The sequence below is a fragment of the Stenotrophomonas geniculata ATCC 19374 = JCM 13324 genome (genome assembly GCF_001431625.1).
Taxonomy (GTDB): Bacteria; Pseudomonadota; Gammaproteobacteria; order Xanthomonadales; family Xanthomonadaceae; genus Stenotrophomonas; species Stenotrophomonas geniculata.
The window spans coordinates 1-15753 of record NZ_LLXT01000116.1 but is presented as its reverse complement, the minus strand read 5'-3'; the positions used below and the strand labels follow the sequence as shown (position 1 = coordinate 15753).

The following is a 15753-nucleotide window of genomic DNA, read 5'->3' as shown; positions in this document are numbered from 1 at the left end:
CCTGCCGACAAGGGCCTTGCCATGAGCCGCGAACGCCGCATCGACTACGTTGAATTCGCGTCCAGCGACCCGGCCGCCAGCCGCGCCTTCTTCGAGAAGGTGTTCGACTGGTCGTTTGTCGACTACGGCAGCGACTACACGGCGTTCGACGATGGCCGCCTGCAGGGCGGCTTCTTCCGCGGCCAGCCGCAGCGGGCCAGCGACAGCGGTGCACCGCTGCTGGTGCTGTATGCCGACCAGTTGGCACCGGTCGAGGCCGCCGTGCGCGACGCCGGCGGCGAGATCGTGCGCCCGGTGTTCTCCTTCCCCGGTGGCAGCCGCTTCCAGTTCGTCGAGCCCGGTGGCAACGAACTGGCGGTCTGGTCCGAACGCGATCCGGCCTGAGCGCCGCCCCATCCGCAACATCGAGGTAGCACATGCGTTATGCGCTTGGCGTCGAGTACGACGGCAGCGATTTCAGGGGCTGGCAGAACCTGGGCGAGGGTGGTCCCAGCGTGCAGGCCAGCCTCGAGCAGGCCCTGTCATCGGTGGCTGATGCGCCGCTGCAGGTGGTCTGCGCCGGCCGCACCGATGCCGGCGTGCATGGCCAGTGCCAGGTCGTGCATTTCGATACCGACGTGGTGCGCGATCCGCGCGCCTGGATGCTCGGCACCACCACCCGCCTGCCGCGCTCGATCGCGGTGCGCTGGTGCGTGCCGGTGGCCGATGATTTCCACGCCCGCTTCTCCGCACGTGCGCGCCGCTACCGCTATCGGCTGCTCAACCGTGAGGTACGGCCGGCACTGGACCGGCAGACCCTGAGCTGGGAGCGCCGGGCGCTGGACGAAACCCTGATGCACGCCGCCGGCCAGGCCCTGCTTGGCGAGAACGACTTCAGCGCGTTCCGTTCGGTGCAGTGCCAGGCGCTGCATGCGCGGCGTGAACTGCAGTCGTTGCAGGTCAGCCGCGATGGCGAAGTGATCGAAGTCGCAGTACGTGGCAATGCATTTCTTCATCACATGGTCCGCAATATCGTCGGATCGTTGATCCTGGTGGGCAGCGGTGAAAAACCGGTGGAATGGATCGCCGAACTGCTGGCCGGGCGCGACCGCACCGTAGCTGGTCCCACCGCACCGCCGCAGGGCCTGGTGTTCCTTGGGCCCCTGTACCCCGACAACTGGCATCTGCCCGCCGAGGTCACGCTATGAGCCGTTCCTACTACCGTACGCGCATCAAGTTCTGTGGAATGACCCGTGCCGGCGACGTCCGCCTGGCCGGTGAGCTGGGCGTGGACGCAGTGGGTTTCATCTTTGCCCGCGAGAGCAGCCGCCGGGTCGCACCGGCTGAGGCCCGCGCGATGCGCCAGGCGATCGCACCGATGGTCGACGTGGTGGCGCTGTTCCGCAACAACAGCAAGGAAGAAGTGCGCGAGGTCCTGCGCACGGTGCGGCCGACCCTGCTGCAGTTCCACGGTGAGGAAGACGAGAGCTTCTGCCGCAGCTTCAACATGCCTTACCTGAAGGCGATCGCCATGGGGGGCCGTGAAGAGGTCAACGCCCGCACCCTGCAGCTACGCTATCCCAGCGCTGCCGGCTTCCTGTTCGACAGCCACGCCCCGGGTGGTGGCGGCGGCACCGGCGTGGCATTCGACTGGGGCCGCGTTCCGACCGGATTGCACCGGCCGTTCCTGCTGGCCGGTGGCCTGAACCCGGAAAATGTCTACGACGCCGTGCTGGCGACGCTGCCGTGGGGCGTGGACGTCTCCAGTGGCATCGAACTGGAGCCGGGCATCAAGGACGGCTACAGGATGCGCACCTTCGTCGAGGAAGTGCGTCGCGCGGATTGCACCGTTCTGGAGTGATCCGCGTCACCTGAGTGTGATGGGAGTCACGCTTCCGGGTAATTCAGGTTCCAGCGCCAAAAAGTCGACACCCCCCGAACATCTGATCGGACACAATGCGCCCAGCCTTACCTGGCCGGGTGCGATGCCGTGTGCGTGTCGCTGGCCGCACCCTTGAGATATGCCCTACCTTTCGAACGAGGACGCAATGGATATGCCCCATCTTTCTTCCCACCGTCTCCGCCTGGCCCGCCTGACGCTCGTGCCCGGCCTGCTGCTCGCCTTGGGCGCATGTGCGGCCGGTGACTCATCCGTCCCGACAGCGTCGGCACCGGCCGCTGCAACACCGGCGGCCGCACCTGCCGCAGCGCCGGCCACGGCTCCGGCTGCCGACGGCCTAGCTGCGCTGATCCAGGCCAGTGGCGTGAAATGCAGCAACGCCAGTACGGGCAGCGGCTGCACGGCCGGTGATGTGGACAGCGGCGATTTCTACGATGTTGAACTGTCGCCGGACTGTGGCGACAAGGGTTTCTTCGCCGGCGTAGCCGACGCCAAAGGCGTGGAAACGTTGAATGCGGTGCCATCCACCGGCAGCAAGGCCAGCGTGACCGCGAAGCTGTCGAAGGGGCAGCTGGTCTGCGTGCAGGGCATCGGGCGCACCGGACAGAATCCCCTGTTCTATTACGTCGTTGCGGTTCCCGCCGCGACGGTCGGCAAGTGCAAGGGCAACACGTTGTGTGACACCTATGGCGACAGGCCGATCACTGGCTTGGCCAGCACAGGGGGCGAGGCCTGCCATGCGGCGGCGCCGGGACGTTACGCCGGGAACTGCGCACAGGGCTGGGTCAGTGCGGACGTGCTCGACGTGTTTTCCAACGGAATGTAATCACCGCCAGGGGAGCGGTCCAATCAACCACTGGCAAAGGAACAGCTCATGTCGGATCCAAAAATCACCCGGCTGGTCAGCAGCGTAGGTACCACGCGCACGCTGGAAATGGACGATGGCAGTGTCATCGAACGATCAGGTGGCAGCGTCTCGTGGCGCAACAACAATCCTGGCAATCTCAAGTTTGAATTCGCCGGCAGCGCGGACAAGACGGTGACCAATCCGCGTACCCGCGAGCAGGCGCTGGAATCGGCGCAGGGGCGCTACAAGGGCGTGGTCGATCTCGACCAATGGGGCAACGCGGTCTTCGAAAGCTATGAAGCGGGCCGGGTGGCGAAGATCCAGCTGCTCGAACGCCGGTTCGGCGACAAGACCGTGGAGGAAATGCTGCCGAGCTACTCCACGAAGGATTACAGCGGCACCACCCACCACAAGGAGCAGGCGGCCACCATCTATGCCGAAGGCGATCGCCAGGGTGTCGATCTGCGTTCGAAGACCGTCGGCCAGATGAGCGTGCGCGAGCGTGAAGTGCTGGCCGACGGCATTCGCCGTTTCGAGGGCTGGCAGCCGGGTGAGGTTGCCACGCAGCAGCCACCCACGCGCACACAGGCGGCCACGCCCGTGCAGGCCCAGGCCCAAACGCAGGTACAGACGCCTTCGGCAGCTGCGCCCGCGGCGGGCCAGGCCGCGGCTGCAGTCGGCAGTGCCGCGCTCTACAACGAGGCCTATCAGCATTTCATGGCCTCGGGCCGCCAGTACGAATACGGGCGCCCCGACCATCCGCGTCCCGGTCGCGACAGCAGCCGGCTGGAGCGTGATCTCGATGGTGACGGACGCCTGGGCGTGGATTGCTCGGCATTCGTATGGCGTGGCCTGAAGAACGCGGGTTACGACGTGCGTGGCGAGAACGCCGCAGGGTTCACTACCTCGACGCTGTTCAATGGCGCGAACACGACCGCTTACGCACGCGAGCATTTCGACGTGACCTCGGCTGCCGAAGCACGCAAGCCGAACGGATCGCTGAAGCAGGGCGACATCCTGATGTTCTCCTCGTCGCAGGGCCAGCATGTCGGTATTTTCAAAGGCTACGACGCGCAGGGAAACATCCAGTTCATCGGTTCGCAGGGAAGCACGGGGCCGGCCGAAGTCACCATCCGGCCGGGCGGGTACTGGGATGGCGGAAGCACCCGCATCGTTGGTGCGCTGACACCGAAGCCGGAATTCCAGGTGCGCGCGCCGCTGCATGGCAATGGCGAACCTGCGCTGTCCCGCCCTGGCGCTACCGTGCAGCCGGCTGCATCACACCCGGCGGCCAGCGAGGTGATGAAGCAGGGGCAGCGTGGCACCGACGTGCAGGCGTTGCAGCAGACCCTCAATCAGCTCGGCGTGCGTGATGCGCAGGGCCATCGGTTGTCGGAGGATGGCCGTTTCGGTGACCACACCCGCGAAGCGGTGATCGCGTTCCAGAAGCAGCAGGGGCTGGCGGCCGATGGAATTGTCGGTCGCCAGACCACTGCCGCACTGGCGGCGGGCCGTGCGCAGGGCCATGAACCTGCAGCGGCTGCGCCGAAGGGGCCGTCGCTGAACGATGCATCGCATCCGGACCACGCACTGCACAACGCCGTCCGCAGCAAGCTTCCCAGCGTGTTTTCCGAAGAGGCTGCGGCCAATATCACCCTGCATGCAAAGCAGAACGGTATCGACGCGGCCGACAAGCTGCAGAGCATCACGGTGCAGGATGGCAAGGCGTTCGTGATGGGCACGACGCCGGGCTTCCGCACCGCTGTCGATCTGGCCCAGGCGCCGCCGTCGCTGGAGCAGACCAGTGCCAAGCTGCTGGCAGATCCGTCGCACCAGCAGCAGGTGCATGAGGAGCAGCAGCGGGTCGCGATGGGCGGTCGCTGAGGCCTGCGTTGCCGGCTCCGGGAGGTGAATGCCGCCCGGGGCCTCGTCTCATCGCAGTTGCGCTGCTGCCCACTCGGCCAGGGCGTCCACCCTTGCATCGGCCGGGCCATCCGGCCGCGCCAGCACCCAGAAGCCGCCGGTGGCGGCAAACCCCCACGGTGCGACCAGCCGGCCTGCTGCCAGATCTTCGGCTACCAGCGGCTCGGGCGCGATCGCCGGGCCCAGCCCGGCGACTGCTGCTTCCAGCAGGTAATAGAGATGTTCGAAAGCGGTGCCCAGCTGCAGCTTTGCTGGGTCCAGGCGATGTGCCTGCGCCCATGCCGGCCACGCCTGCGGCCGCGAGCTGGTGTGCAGCACTGTTTCCTGCAGCAGTGCCGAGGGCGGTGCCTGCCGCAGGCGCTGCGCCGCCGGATGTGACGGGGCCACCACCACGCCCACCCGCTCCGGGGCCAGCTCGCGGACCTGCCAGCCCCGTGGCCACGGACCCTGCGCCAGCAGCAGCACGGCGTCCAGCGCCGCCTGTGCTTCGGTGAAGCTGCCATCCAGCGCCGACCACTGCAGGCGCACGCCGGGCAGGGCGGCCTGCAGCACGGGCAGGCGCGGAATCATCCAGCGCGCCAGTACGCTGCCGCTGCAGCCCAGTACCAGTGCTGGGGAGGCCGCTGGCCGGCGCAGTTCGCGCACGCAGTCCTCGATCCCGCCGAAGGCCTCGCTGCACGCCGCCTGCAGGCGGGTGCCAGCCGCTGTCAGGCGCAGCCCGCGGCCGGCACGCTGGAACAGTGCCAGGCCCAGGTGATCCTCCAGCAGCTTCAGTTGCCGGCTGACCGCACCGTGGGTGACGTGCAGGTCCTGTGCGGCGCGGCCCACGCCACCGAGGCGTGCGGTGGCCTCGAACGCGCGCAGTGCATTGAGCGGCGGAAGCAGGGAACGGCTCATGTGAGATTTCCTGACGATATGCGCCAGATAATATCCATTTTCCGGTCACGACCCGTGCGCTAGAGTATCCACCTGTCTGAACCACCGGTCGTTTCCATGTCTGCCTCCCCCATTGCCGACTACCACGCCTTCCCGGATGCCCAGGGCCACTTCGGCCGCTACGGCGGCAGCTTCGTTGCCGAAACCCTGGTCGGCCCGCTGCAGGAACTGGCCCAGGCCTATGACCAGGCCCGCCAGGACCCCGAATTCCAGGCGGCCTATGACCGCGACCTGGCGCATTATGTGGGCCGGCCGAGCCCGATCTATCACGCCCAGCGCCTGAGCGATCACGTCGGCGGCGCGCAGATCCTGCTCAAGCGCGAGGACCTGAACCACACCGGCGCGCACAAGATCAACAACACCATCGGCCAGGCGCTGCTGGCCGCGCGCATGGGCAAGAAGCGCATCATTGCCGAGACCGGTGCCGGCCAGCATGGCGTGGCCAGTGCCACGGTTGCCGCGCGCCTGGGCCTGGAATGCGTGGTGTACATGGGCGCCACCGACATCGAGCGGCAGAAGATCAACGTCTACCGCATGAAGCTGCTGGGCGCGACGGTGGTACCGGTCACTTCCGGCTCGGCCACCCTGAAGGACGCGCTCAACGAAGCGATGCGCGACTGGGTGACCAACGTGCAGGACACCTTCTACATCATCGGCACCGTGGCCGGCCCCGATCCGTACCCGCGCATGGTGCGTGACTTCAACGCCATCGTCGGCCGCGAAGCGCGTGAGCAGATGCTGGCCGAATACGGTCGCCTGCCCGATGCGATCACCGCCTGCGTGGGCGGTGGCAGCAATGCCATCGGCCTGTTCCATGCTTTCCTCAACGATCGCCAGGTCGATATCGTCGGCGCCGAAGCTGCCGGTGATGGCATCAGCACCGGTCGCCATGCCGCCTCCATCGCGGCGGGTCGCCCCGGCGTGCTGCACGGCAACCGCACCTATGTGCTGTGCGACGACGACGGCCAGATCATCGAGACCCACTCGGTGTCGGCCGGCCTGGACTACCCGGGCGTCGGCCCGGAGCACGCATTCCTGGCCGATACCGGTCGTGCACGGTACCTCGGCATCACTGACGAGGAAGCGCTGCAGGCTTTCCACCTGCTGGCGCACACCGAAGGCATCCTGCCGGCACTGGAATCCAGCCATGCGCTGGCGCAGGCGATCAAGCTGGCGCGTGAGCGTCCGCGTGACCAGATCGTGCTCTGCAATCTGTCCGGCCGTGGCGACAAGGACGTGCATACCATCGCCGCGCGCGAAGGGCTGGTGCTGTGAGCGCGCTGCTGCGGAACAGTGGCGTGCTGCTGCTGGCACTGGGGTTGGCCGCGTGCCAGCCACCGGAGCCGCCGGTGCTGGCGCCGGCCGCCAAGGCCACCACGCAGCCTGTGCAGCAGGCTGCCAACGATGATCTTGACCCGATGGCGCGTACGCCCATTGTCGATGCCCCCTCCGAAGAAGGGACGAGCGGCGATGACGCGCCTGCGGTGGCTTCGGTGGCACTGGACCATGCCGGTGACGTGCTGGTTGGCCAGCACATGACTGACCTGAAGGCGCTGGGTCCCTGGAAGGCGCAGGGCGCGAAGGAATTCTTCGAAGGCGACTGCGAGTACTACGACGGCAAGGGGCTGCCGCCGGGCGTGTCGATGATGACCGACGACGACCGCGTGGTCCGTTTTGATCTTAAGCCGGGCGATGAGCCGGAACTGCCGGTCGAACAGCCGGGGCCGTTCGGCCTGCGCATCGGCATGACCCGAGCCCAGGCCGTGGCCCAGTTCCCGAAACCGCCGGTGTCCAGCCCGCATGCCTACGACGGTGACCAGGGCGAGTACCTCACCTGGCAGGACCCGGGTTCGGACCTGGGCATCCGCCTGGAACTGTTTGAAGGGAAGGTCACCCGGATGTACTGGGGGACCAGCGATGCGATTGAACTGATTGAAGGATGTGCCTGAGATGCCTGTATCCCGACTCGATGCCTGTTTCCAGCGACTGCGCGAGCAGCAGCGCAAGGCGCTGATTCCCTTCATCACTGCCGGTGATCCCTCGCTGGAGGCCACCGTGCCGGTCATGCATGCACTGGTCGATGCCGGCGCCGATGTGATCGAACTGGGCGTGCCGTTCTCCGACCCGATGGCCGATGGCCCGACCATCCAGCGCAGCTCCGAACGTGCACTGGCACGCGGGGCGGGCAGCCGCTACGTGCTGCAGGCCGTGGCGCAGTTCCGAGAGCGTGACGCGCAGACGCCGGTAGTACTGATGGGCTACCTGAACCCGGTGGAGATCCACGGCTACGCCGCCTTCGCCAAGGCGGCCGTGGAGGCCGGTGTGGATGGTGTGCTGCTGGTCGACCTGCCGCCGGAAGAAGCCGGTGAAGCGCAGCAGGCTTTCGATGCGGCCGGCCTGGCGCTGGTGCTGCTGGCCTCGCCGACCACCAGCGAGGCACGTGCCGACAAGCTGCTGGCGCTGGCCCGTGGCTATCTCTATTACGTCAGCTTTGCCGGTGTCACTGGCGCGTCCGAGCGGCTGGACAGTGATGCTGCCAGCACCCGCCTGCAGGCCCTGCGTGCGCGCGCTTCGGTACCGGTGGTGGCTGGCTTCGGCATCAAGGATGCGGCCAGTGCGGCGGCGATGGCGCGCCAGGCCGATGGCGTGGTGGTCGGCAGTGCACTGGTGGCGGTGCTGGCCGAAGCGGGCTCGGCTGAAGAGGCCGCGCAGCGCGCTGGAGCCTTCCTGGCCCCGCTGCGGCAGGCGCTGGATGCGTAACGGTGGTGCCGGCCGCTGGCCGGCATCCTCCTGACGGCTCGCATGCAAGGGCTGCCGGCCAGCGGCCGGCACGACCCAGCACCTAAACGTACGTCCCAGCATGGTTTTTTCAGGCTGCCCCGTGGCCGGCAAGGGGGTGCACGGGCGGGGAAAGCGGAGCTAGACTGTCCGCCTTTGCGGCCCTTGGGCCGCCCTGAACGGAAGTGTCCTCCCGCATGAGTTGGCTCAGCAAGTTGATGCCGTCCGGCATCCGCACCGACAACACCCCCAGCAAGAAGCGCAGTGTCCCCGAGGGCCTGTGGGAAAAGTGCAGCAACTGCGGCAGCGCGTTGTACCGTCCGGAACTGGAAGAGAATCTGGAGGTCTGCCCGAAGTGCGGCCACCACATGGCGATCCGCGCGCGCGCGCGCCTGGCCGCCCTGTTCGACGCCGACAGCACCACCGAGATCGGTGCGCGCCTGGGGCCGACCGACCTGCTCAAGTTCAAGGACCAGAAGAAGTACAGCGAGCGCATCAAGATCGCGCAGAAGAACACCGGCGAATATGACGCGCTGATCGCCATGCGCGGCCTGCTCAAGGGCCGTGCGCTGGTGGCCTCGTCGTTCGACTTCGCCTTCATGGGCGGCTCGATGGGCTCGGTGGTGGGGGAGCGTTTCGCGCTGGCCGCCGAAACCGCAGTCGAGATCGGTGCCCCGTATGTGTGCTTCTCGCAGAGTGGCGGCGCGCGCATGCAGGAAGGCCTGTTCTCGCTGATGCAGATGGCCAAGACCTCGGCCGCGCTGGGCAAGCTGCGTGAAGCTGGCCTGCCGTACATCTCGGTGCTGACCCACCCGACCACCGGTGGCGTGTCGGCCTCGTTCGCAATGCTGGGCGACATCAACATCGCCGAACCGCAGGCGCTGATCGGCTTCGCCGGCCCGCGCGTGATCGAGCAGACCGTGCGCGAGAAGCTGCCGGAAGGCTTCCAGCGTTCGGAGTTCCTGCTGGAGCACGGTGCCATCGACCAGATCTGCGACCGCCGCGAGATGCGCGACCGCCTGTCCGATCTGCTGGCGATGCTGGGCCGTCAGCCGGCGCCGGAGGTGGCTTGATGGGAGGCCGCAAGTACTTCGGTACTGATGGCATCCGTGGGCGGGTCGGCCAGGGCGTGATCTCGGCCGACTTCGTGCTGCGCCTGGGCAACGCCCTGGGCCGTGTCCTGGTCGCCCAGCGCGGCCAGGACGGGCGCAGGCCGATCGTGGTGATCGGCAAGGACACCCGCATTTCCGGTTACATGTTCGAAGCGGCTCTGGAAGCAGGCCTGGTGGCCGCCGGTGCCGACGTGCAGCTGCTCGGCCCGATGCCGACCCCGGCGGTGGCGTTCCTGACCCGTACGCTGGGTGTGGACGCCGGCATCGTCATCAGCGCCTCGCACAACCCGCATTACGACAACGGCATCAAGTTCTTCTCCGCCCAGGGCGAGAAACTCGACGACGCCACCGAACTGGCCCTGGAAGCGGCGCTGGACATTCCGTTCACCACCGCCGAATCGGAGAAGCTGGGCAAGGCGTCGCGCGCGCGCGAAGCGGTCGGCCGCTACATCGAGTTCTGCAAGGCCAGCGTGCCGCGCGCGTTCGACCTGCGTGGCGTGCGCCTGGTACTGGATTGCGCACACGGCGCCACCTACCAGATCGCACCGCTGCTGTTCCGCGAACTGGGTGCCGAAGTGATCGGCATCGGGGCCGAGCCCAATGGCGTCAACATCAACGCCGGCGTGGGCTCCACCCATATCGACAACCTGGCGGCCAAGGTCCGCGAGACCCGCGCCGATCTTGGCATCGCCTTCGATGGTGATGGCGACCGTGTGCTGATGGCCGACGACCAGGGCAACCCGGTCGACGGCGATGACCTGCTGTACATCCTGGCCCGCGCCTGGAAGGACGAAGGCCGCCTGCGCGGCCCGGTGGTCGGCACGCTGATGAGCAACTACGGTGTGGAGAAGGCCTTCGCCGATCTGCAGATCCCGTTCGTGCGCAGCAACGTCGGTGACCGCTACGTGCACCAGGCATTGGTCGAGGGCGGTGGTGTACTCGGTGGCGAAGCCTCGGGCCACTTGCTGTGCCTGGACCGGGCCACCACCGGCGATGGCATTGTCAGCGCCCTGCAGGTGCTGGTCGCGCTGCGCAACAGTGGGCAGACCCTGCGCCAGGCACTGAAGGGCCTGGTACGGGTGCCGCAGAAGACCGTCAACGTGCGCCTGGGCAATGTCTCGGCCAAGGCCACGGTGCAGTCTGAAAGCGTGCAGTCCGCGCTGGCTGTGGCGCAGCAGGCCGTAGCCGGCCGTGGCCGCGCGTTCCTGCGTCCGTCCGGTACCGAGCCGGTGGTGCGGGTCACCGTGGAGGCCGATGACGCCACGCTGATGCAGCAGACGCTGGACCGCTTGTCCGCTGCGGTGCGTGAAGCCGCCAGTTGAGGTGCCTGCCCGTCGGTACAGGAAAAAAAACGCCCCGAAATCCCGGGGCGTTTTCTGTTTGCGGGCAGGGCTGTGTCGCGCCTACGGCCCCGGCACCATCTTTTTCTGGCGTGCCTTGAACCCATTGAACAGCGGCGCGATCAGCGGGTTGTAACTCAGGCGGATGCGCTTGCGCAGCCAGTTGGCCGGCCGGTTGCGGATCGCGAAACGATAGATGCGTTCCGGGTCGCCGCCGATCACGTTGCGGCCGAACGGGTGGGTGGTGTGCAGGTAGCGGAAGCCCTGCTCGCGCGCCACTTCGATGTGATCCTGGTCGAAATCACCGTACGGCCAGCACAGCGTATCGGACACGTCGCCGAGCTTGTCCTGCAGGACTTCGCGCGAGATCGCCAGATCCCGGCTGAGGCCTGCGCGGCGCTGCGCACGGTCCAGATCGTCGCGGCGCAGCCAGCGGGTATGGGTATGGGTGTGGCAATGCACTTCGAAGGTGCCGGCGGCGATGGCCGCACGTGCTTCGCTCCAGCGCATCATCACATCGTCACTGCGGTCCTGCTCGTAGATCGCTGCTTCGCAGCCACGATGGTCCGGCGTCGGCGGCAGCGTCGCCCCGGCAATGCCCGCGTGCGGACGTTCCGGGCCTTCGCCCATCCAGCCGGTGACCACGAACACCACCGCATGCATGCCGTACTTCTGCAGGATCGGATGGGCATACACCCAGTTGTCGAGGTAGCCATCGTCGAAGGTGATGACGATCGACCTGCGCGGCACCGGCTTGCCGGCCAGGAAGCCTGCGTACTGGTCCAGCGTCAGTGAGGTCCAGCCATTGCCTGCCAGCCACGCGATCTGGCTTTCGAAGTTTTCCGGCGACACGGTGATCATGCCCGGCGAGGGGCTGACATGGTGGTGCATCAGCACCGGAACGGTTCGCGCATCAGCCATGTCCCAGCTCCTTCAGCCACTGGTGGTAGTAGTGTTCGGTGGCTTCACCGTGGCCGTCCGGCGTGAAGCGATGTGCGCCGTGCATCCAGTCCCAGCCAGCGCGCCCCATCTGCCGCCGCCGTTCCGGGTCGTCCACCAGCAGGCGCAATGCACCTGTCAGGGCGGCATTGTCACCCAAACGGGTGAGGATCGCATTGCTGCCATCGACCACCATCTCCGGCACGCCACCCACTCGCGTGGCCACGATCGGTACGCCCACGTAAGCCGCTTCCAGGAACACGGTGCCGGCTGCTTCCTTGTGCGAGGCCAGTGCGAAGATGTCGAAGCCGGCCATCAGCCGGCAGGCTCCATCGCGGTAGCCGAGCAGGTGCACCTGGCGCTGCAGCCCGTGCTCGGCGCACATCGCCTGCAGTCGTTCCGTCACGGCCTGGCCATCGCCGACGATCACCAGGTGCAGGTCCGGGTTGGCCTTGCACAACGGCACCATCGCCTGCAGCAGGTCGGCGTGGCCCTTGGGCTCGCGCAGCACCGCCACGCAGCCGACCACGATGTCCTGTTCGCCGAAGCCGAGCTCGGCACGTACTTGCGTGCGCACCTCCTGCAGGCACTGCCAGGGATCGGCCTTGCGGATTTCGCTCCAGCGCGGCGGAACCGCGATCGGCGGCACGATGCCGATGCGTTCGGTCGGAATGCCGCGGTCGGCCAGCAGCTGCTTGACGAAGCTGCTGACGGTCAATACCCGGTGTGGAAGCCCGGTATAGGTCAGCAGCGAATTGACCGGGCTCATCAGATGGCGCGAGCGCACCACCAGCGGCGTGCCGCCCAGGCGTGCACCGGCGGCGGCGATCAGCGCATCGCGGCGGCTGGTGGTATTGACCACGTCGTAATGTTCGCGGCGCACCAGTCGCGATACCGACCACACGCCACGCAGCAGGCGCGCCAGGCCTCCCATGCGCAGCGTATGCACGGTGAAGCCGTCGTCGCGTGCCAGTGTGGCCAGGCGCGCATCGGGCTGGCACAGCAACGACACCTCATGGCCACGCGCGCGCATCACCTGCATGTGCCGGAAGATGTAGATCTCCTGCCCGCCCATTCCCTTGGCGGCTTCGGTATGCAGGATGCGCAGCGGACGGTTCATGCAGGATCGGCCCTTGAAAATCAGCGGTTGCGGAAGCGGGTCAGCGCTTCCCATGCGGAGCGGATGGCGGCGGCGTCCGGAGCCTGCTGCGGCAGCGGGCGGTAGTGCCGGTCGAGTGCGGTAGCGTTGCCGAACTTGTCGAACACGTAGATGGCATCGCCATGGCGTACCGCGCGCTGCGACCAGCTCTCCACCACCAGCGCACGTTTGCCGGTGGCGGGTGCTGCCAGCAGGTCCTGGCCAGTACTGAAGTCGCTCAATGCGTTCTCGCAGCCCAGTGCGTGGCGCATCAACGTCGGCACCCAGTCCTCATGCGAACTGGTGCGCGCCTCATGGCCGCTGGCCTGGCCGGGCCAGTGCAGCACGAACGGCACCTGCAACTGGTAGTCGGAAAAATTGCCGTTGTGGCCCCAGTAGTTCAGCTTGAGGTCGTTGAACTCTTCGGCATGGTCACCGGTGACCAGCACGATGGTGTCGTCGGCCAGGCCTTGCGCGCGAAGGTCGTCCAGCAGCGAGCCGATCAGGCTGTCGGCGTAGTGCACGGCGGTGTGGTATCGGTTGAGCTCCGGCGTCGGGTCGTGGTCCGGTCCGAAGGACAGGAAGTCGATCTCCTTGGCCATCGGTGTGGCCACCGGCGGGTAGCCGGTGGGCAGGTGGTAGCCGGCGTGGGTGGAGTCGAGGAACACGAAGCCGAACCACGGGCGCTGCGCGGCCTGGCTGGTGCGGATGTCGGTCTGCAGTGCGGCGACGATGGCTGCGTCACGCTTGTCGGGCGTCAGGGCGGAGGGGCCCTGGTGCAGCTGGTCGCGCACGTCGGCGAAGGCCGTGCGATCGAACTCCGGGCTGTACAGCGGTGCACTGCCGTACAGGTGCAGGTCGTAGCCCTGCTGGCCCAGCACCTGGAACAGCTGCGAGCCGCGCTGTTCGTCCAGCATGCTCTGCCAGTAGCCGCCGGGGAGGCCGTAGAGCAGGCCGAACAGGCCGTAGCGGGTGGCATTGCCAGTGCTGAAATGCTGGTCGTACACGCGCGCGGTCCGGGCCAGTGCCGTCGTGTTGGGCATCAGCTCGGGGGTCATGGCGTCCTGACGCAGCGACTCCAGCACCACCATCAGCACATTCGGCCGGTGTGGGTTCTGGCAGCGCAGGGGGTGCAGCGGATACAGCAGTTGCGCATGGCGCGGGTCGGGCAGGCCGGCCTGCTGTTCGCTGATGACCCCGAGCCTGCGCATGAAGCTCTTGGCGGTGATCGGCTGTGCCCAGGGCAGGTAGTTCCACTGCGCGATGACGTCGCGGTCGCCGCGGGCATCGTAGTAGGCCGTGGCGACCTGGCCGCCCACCATCAGCAGTGCAACCACGGCCCAGGCCTGCAGGACCCGGCGGCGGCGCGGCGGGGCAGGCAGCAGCTTCCAGCAGGCCCAGGCCAACAAGCCTTCGGCAGCGAAGATGGCGGCTACCAGCAGTCCGGCCTGCAGCCAGGTTTTCCACGACAACGCGACCTGGTCCTGCAGCGCACCGCCGAACACCATGTTCACGACCATGGCATTGAGGTGGAACCGATACAGAGTGAAAACCTTCGCATCAACCAGCAACAGGCATAGCCACAGGCCCTGCAGCAGCACGGCGCTGATGCTCAGCGTGCGTGCGCTGCGCGGCCACAGGCCCAGCAGCAGAGGCAGCAGGCCGGCAAGGGCGCCGAAGGCCAGCAGGTGGCCGGGCAGGGCGACGGCCAGATAGGCCAGGCCCACGCTGCCACCCGGGTTGTCGGCCAACGGCACGTTGCCGAGCGTGATCGCCATGGCCAGCAATGCGTTGCCGGCCACGAACAGCGACCACCAGGCCAGTCGTCGCCAATGGCGTGCCGGGCCGGAGGGCAGGGGGGTGTCGGCAGAAGGAGCAGCAGGACGCATGAAGGACGGAGGGGGCAGGTGGAACAGGGCGGGAGTCCCGGTTGTGACGGAATCGTTAATCCGCGCGCGGGTTGCGCATTGTATCGGTTTGTTTCTTCGTATCGAGTGGCGTCCCCGGGGCGATCTGTCACAATGTTCAGGTGGGCCATGAATGCGCTGGCCCTCCCAGACCCAACGACAAGCCAGGAACCGCTGTGAGCCAGATCCCCACCCTCGACATCACCCGTTTTGACAGCGACCGCGAGGCCTTCGTGGCCGAGCTGGGCGCGGCCTACCGCCAATGGGGATTCGCGGGCATCCGCAACCACGGCATCCCGCAGGCCGACATCGACGCCGCCTACGATGCCTTCAAGGCCTTCTTTGCCCTGCCGGAGGAGGTCAAGCGCAAGTACCACGTGGCCGGCAGCGGCGGCGCCCGCGGCTATACCCCCTTCGGCGTGGAGACCGCCAAGGGCTCCAAGCACTTCGACCTGAAGGAGTTCTGGCACATCGGTCGCGAGATCGCCGACGACTCCAAGTATCGTGACGTGATGGCGCCGAACCTGTGGCCGACCGAGGTCGAGGGCTTCCGTGAGCGCGGTTACGGGCTGTACCAGGCGCTGGATAATCTGGGTTCGCGCGTGCTGTCGGCGCTGGCCCTGCACATCGGCCTGCCGGAAGACTTCTTCGCCGACAAGACCAACTTCGGCAATTCGATCCTGCGCCCGATCCATTACCCGCCGATCACCACCGACGACATCCCGAACGTGCGTGCCGGTGCCCATGGCGACATCAACTTCATCACCCTGCTGGTCGGTGCCAGCGCCGCGGGCCTGGAAGTGCAGTCGCATGAGGGCGAGTGGGTGCCGTTTACGTCAGACGCGGACACGATCGTGGTCAACATCGGCGACATGCTGCAGCGCCTGACCAACCACGTGTATCCGTCGACGATCCACCGTGTGGTCAATCCTCCGGGTGAGCTGGCGCGCCAGC

General features: G+C 67.1%; 15 protein-coding genes. 11 read left to right on the top strand and 4 right to left on the bottom strand.

Annotation, left to right across the window (positions count from 1 at the left end; genetic code table 11):
• Positions 1 to 21 precede the first annotated feature (21 nt).
• The 5 genes from ARC63_RS13645 to ARC63_RS22865 all read left to right on the top strand — a co-directional run bounded on the left by ARC63_RS13645 (position 22) and on the right by ARC63_RS22865 (position 4610).
• Complete coding sequence (locus ARC63_RS13645) at positions 22 to 384, top strand: VOC family protein (RefSeq protein WP_032952441.1); 363 nt, start codon at positions 22 to 24, stop codon at positions 382 to 384.
• A 32-nt stretch (positions 385 to 416) separates the two neighbouring features.
• Complete coding sequence (gene truA, locus ARC63_RS13640; RefSeq protein ID WP_010483055.1) at positions 417 to 1187, top strand: tRNA pseudouridine(38-40) synthase TruA; 771 nt, start codon at positions 417 to 419, stop codon at positions 1185 to 1187.
• The gene (locus ARC63_RS13635) at positions 1184 to 1840 is read left to right on the top strand and encodes a phosphoribosylanthranilate isomerase (RefSeq protein WP_010483057.1); all 657 of its coding nucleotides are present in this window, start codon (positions 1184 to 1186) and stop codon (positions 1838 to 1840) included. Before truA ends, ARC63_RS13635 begins: the two co-directional genes overlap by 4 nt.
• Before the next feature lie 187 nt (positions 1841 to 2027).
• Positions 2028 to 2705 carry a hypothetical protein gene (locus tag ARC63_RS22870; RefSeq protein WP_082587873.1) on the top strand — a complete coding sequence of 226 codons (678 nt, stop codon included), beginning with the start codon at positions 2028 to 2030 and terminating at the stop codon, positions 2703 to 2705.
• A gap of 48 nt (positions 2706 to 2753) precedes the next feature.
• Positions 2754 to 4610 carry a C40 family peptidase gene (locus ARC63_RS22865; protein ID WP_082587872.1) on the top strand — a complete coding sequence of 619 codons (1857 nt, stop codon included), beginning with the start codon at positions 2754 to 2756 and terminating at the stop codon, positions 4608 to 4610.
• 48 nt (positions 4611 to 4658) lie between these two features.
• On the opposite strand, the gene ARC63_RS13620 is transcribed toward ARC63_RS22865, so the two are convergent.
• Positions 4659 to 5546: a LysR family transcriptional regulator gene (locus tag ARC63_RS13620; protein ID WP_019336661.1), complete on the bottom strand. Its 888-nt coding sequence runs from the start codon at positions 5544 to 5546 to the stop codon at positions 4659 to 4661.
• A 96-nt stretch (positions 5547 to 5642) separates the two neighbouring features.
• Here ARC63_RS13620 and trpB point away from each other — a divergent pair, with 96 nt between their 5' ends.
• From trpB to glmM, 5 genes are all read left to right on the top strand, one after another.
• Positions 5643 to 6860 carry a tryptophan synthase subunit beta gene (gene trpB / locus ARC63_RS13615; RefSeq protein ID WP_010483065.1) on the top strand — a complete coding sequence of 406 codons (1218 nt, stop codon included), beginning with the start codon at positions 5643 to 5645 and terminating at the stop codon, positions 6858 to 6860.
• Complete coding sequence (locus ARC63_RS13610) at positions 6857 to 7534, top strand: hypothetical protein (RefSeq protein WP_043400989.1); 678 nt, start codon at positions 6857 to 6859, stop codon at positions 7532 to 7534. Before trpB ends, ARC63_RS13610 begins: the two co-directional genes overlap by 4 nt.
• Position 7535: 1 nt before the next feature.
• Positions 7536 to 8345: a tryptophan synthase subunit alpha gene (gene trpA, locus ARC63_RS13605; RefSeq protein WP_057503572.1), complete on the top strand. Its 810-nt coding sequence runs from the start codon at positions 7536 to 7538 to the stop codon at positions 8343 to 8345.
• Between the two features lie 215 nt (positions 8346 to 8560).
• Positions 8561 to 9436 (top strand): acetyl-CoA carboxylase, carboxyltransferase subunit beta, encoded by an 876-nt coding sequence (accD, locus tag ARC63_RS13600; RefSeq protein WP_005410473.1) that lies wholly within the window; start codon positions 8561 to 8563, stop codon positions 9434 to 9436.
• A complete protein-coding gene (gene glmM, locus ARC63_RS13595) occupies positions 9436 to 10797 on the top strand; it encodes a phosphoglucosamine mutase (RefSeq protein WP_010483073.1) in 1362 nt (453 codons plus the stop codon). Before accD ends, glmM begins: the two co-directional genes overlap by 1 nt.
• 81 nt (positions 10798 to 10878) lie before the next feature.
• Here glmM and ARC63_RS13590 read toward each other — a convergent pair whose 3' ends face one another.
• From ARC63_RS13590 to ARC63_RS13580, 3 genes are read right to left on the bottom strand one after another with little or no spacing between them, the layout of a single operon-like run.
• Complete coding sequence (locus ARC63_RS13590) at positions 10879 to 11736, bottom strand: polysaccharide deacetylase family protein (RefSeq protein ID WP_010483075.1); 858 nt, start codon at positions 11734 to 11736, stop codon at positions 10879 to 10881.
• On the bottom strand, positions 11729 to 12874 hold the full coding sequence (locus tag ARC63_RS13585; protein WP_029379853.1) for a glycosyltransferase family 4 protein: 1146 nt from the start codon (positions 12872 to 12874) through the stop codon (positions 11729 to 11731). The genes ARC63_RS13590 and ARC63_RS13585 overlap by 8 nt, the downstream gene beginning before the upstream one ends.
• 20 nt (positions 12875 to 12894) lie before the next feature.
• A complete protein-coding gene (locus ARC63_RS13580) occupies positions 12895 to 14781 on the bottom strand; it encodes a DUF3413 domain-containing protein (RefSeq protein ID WP_057503571.1) in 1887 nt (628 codons plus the stop codon).
• A gap of 194 nt (positions 14782 to 14975) precedes the next feature.
• On the opposite strand from ARC63_RS13580, the gene ARC63_RS13575 reads away from it, so the two are divergent.
• A partial coding sequence (locus tag ARC63_RS13575; RefSeq protein ID WP_057503570.1) for an isopenicillin N synthase family dioxygenase occupies positions 14976 to 15753 on the top strand: 778 nt, incomplete at its 3' end.